The sequence below is a fragment of the Streptomyces sp. NRRL F-5755 genome, assembly GCF_001279365.1.
Classification (GTDB): domain Bacteria; phylum Actinomycetota; class Actinomycetes; order Streptomycetales; family Streptomycetaceae; genus Streptomyces; species Streptomyces rimosus.
On sequence record NZ_LGCW01000134.1, the window covers coordinates 1 to 2382 of the forward strand.

Genomic DNA, 2382 nt, shown 5'->3' on the forward strand with positions numbered 1-2382 from the left:
CCCTCCCCCTCACCCCCGATCGTCGGCCCCATATGTGCGCAGCTCAACGGCTGCGGATATCTCCTCGCCCTCTTGGAGCATCGCGGCCACGGCCTGCGGGTTGTTCAGCAGGGCGTTGCGAGCGTCGATGGCCTCCTGGGTGGTCGGAGCCAGGAATTCGCCGGCGCGGCGGCCGCCCTCCTGGCACTGCGTGACAAAAGGCCGCAGCAGTTCCTCGTAGCGCGCGAACGCCTGGCCGTGGTCACCGCCGGCCGCCGCCAGTTCGCCCGCGAGGACGTACGCACCCACGACAGCCGACCCGGTGCCCATGCCTCCGACGGTGGCGCCGTACGCCGCATCGCCGAGCAGGGCTATTCGGCCCGTGGACCAGCGCGGAACATCCACCCGGCTGATGGAGTCGAAGTAGAGCCCGTCAGCGGCCCATACCGTTTGCGCCAGTTCCTCCGTCCGCCAGCCGCCTCCCTCGTACGCCTGAGCTGTCAGCTTCTTCTGTGTTTCCGTGTCCCGTCGGTCGTAGGTCAGCTCGTCCGAGGCGAAGACGCAGAACACCTCGCCCGCATATCCCGGCTCGTCCGCCCGTCTGGCCGTACGGCCCGCGCCGATGAAGCGGCCGGGCTCGTTGTAGCCCACGGGCCGGGATTCGAAATCCCTGCCCTCGGCCGTTAGGTCCCAGCCCGCTATGTAGTAGCCGAGGTGGCTGACGAATTTTTCCTCCGGGCCGAAGGCCAGCCGCCTTACGGTGGAGTGCAGGCCGTCCGCGCCGATCACAAGATCGAATGTGCGTGGGGCTCCCCGTTCGAAGGTGACGTGCACACCGTCCGCCATCTCGGTCAGGGAAGCTATGGAGTCGCCGAAGACGTATTCGACAAGGGGTGTGCCCGCTTCGCCTCCCTTATCCGGGAGCGGTTCGGTACCGCGGCCCTCCGGCCCGTCAGCGCGGCCGTGGCCGTACAAGCTGTGCTCGTAAAGGATGCGAGAGAGGTCGGAGCGGAGGAGCTCCACTTCTCCTCCGGCGAACTCCGGGGGTAGCGCGGCGATTTCGCGTTCGCACTCGTCGATGAAGCTCATCGGGCTGCCGTCGGTGCGATGCCGCCGGATCTCGTCCAGCACTCCCATCCGCTTCAGCACCGTCAGGCTCGCGCTGCCGCGGAAGTCGACCGCGAATCCACCGCCGCGCAGCGCCGGGGCCACCTCGACCACGGTTGGGCGGTACCCGTAGTGCCTGAGCCAGTACGCCACGGCCGGGCCGGCGACGCTTGCCCCCGAGATCAGCACGGCCGGTCCGCCGGCCGTGCACGTCGTTTCGTACGCCATCACACGCTCCCCACGTTGAGTCGCCACTGCGACATAAAAAAACTGTATCCGCCGGACACTGTTTTGTATACCCCGGACACAGTTTTAGGATGCGGAGGTGGGCGAAGACAGGACTGGCAAGAAGATTCAGAAGAGCCGGAAGGGCCGGGACGGCGAGGAGAGCAGTGGGCGGTCCGGGCAGGTCCCGGAGGTGGCGGCCGATGTGTTCGCGGAGCAGGCGGGGAGCATCGAGTTGCTGTGGGGCGGTCGCGGACGGCCGAGCCGCGGCCCCAAACCCGCGCTGAGCCTGGACCGGATCACACGGACGGCGATCGCACTCGCCGACGCCGGCGGGCTCGCGGCCGTCTCCATGCAGCGGATCGCGGGCGAACTGAACTTCACCAAGATGTCCCTCTACCGCTACGTGCCGGGCAAGACCGAGCTGGTCGCCCTCATGATCGACACCGCGATGGGCGAGCCACCCGCCCTGCACACCGACTCGGGCTGGCGGCCCGCGCTGCGCGAATGGGCCGACGACCTGTCCGCCGTCCTCCACCGCCATCCCTGGCTGCTGCCGGCGATGGTGGGCCCCCGCGTCATGGGCCCCAACGAGCTCGGCTGGGTGGAGAGTGCCCTCGCCGCCCTCGCCGACACCGGCCTGAACGGAGCCGAGAAACTGGACGCCGTGGTCGTGGTCAACGGCCACATCCGCACCCTCGCCCAGGTTGCCGCGTCCATGGGCGTGGGCAGTACGCGGGCAAAGAGCCCCGAGCAGGTCATGAGCGCGGCGCTGAACGAACTCCTCGCCGGCCGCTCCGACCGCTACCCCGCGCTCACCGCCGCCGTCGCGTCAGCCGCGGCCGACGACTCCCACGACCAGGCACTCGAATTCGGCCTGGAGCGGATCTTCGACGGCCTGGAGAGCTTTATGACCCGTCGGGCGGCGCAGCGCACCGAGGCCGAGCCCGGATCGGCGTCCGACACCCCCTGAGACGACACCGAGCAGCTCGCCGGCACAACGCCGCACCAAAGAAAGGGCAGCAACACCACACCTTCAACAAGCGCAAGCACCGCCCCACCCCCCTACGC

2 protein-coding genes are annotated in these 2382 nt (G+C 68.9%); one reads left to right on the forward strand and one right to left on the reverse strand.

All coding sequences use genetic code 11. From position 1 onward, the window contains the following. Nucleotides 1-9: 9 nt before the first annotated feature. The gene (locus tag ADK86_RS14915) at nucleotides 10-1314 is read right to left on the reverse strand and encodes an FAD-dependent monooxygenase (RefSeq protein WP_053697037.1); all 1305 of its coding nucleotides are present in this window, start codon (nucleotides 1312-1314) and stop codon (nucleotides 10-12) included. 202 nt (nucleotides 1315-1516) lie between these two features. Here ADK86_RS14915 and ADK86_RS14920 point away from each other — a divergent pair, with 202 nt between their 5' ends. After that, complete coding sequence (locus ADK86_RS14920; RefSeq protein WP_053697038.1) at nucleotides 1517-2284, forward strand: TetR/AcrR family transcriptional regulator C-terminal domain-containing protein; 768 nt, start codon at nucleotides 1517-1519, stop codon at nucleotides 2282-2284. Nucleotides 2285-2382: the final 98 nt, after the last annotated feature.

Excerpts from the sequence above, each read along its gene's own strand:
- ADK86_RS14915 (WP_053697037.1), bottom strand. The coding sequence starts at position 1,314 with ATGGCGTACGAAACGACGTGCACGGCCGGCGGACCGGCCGTGCTGATC.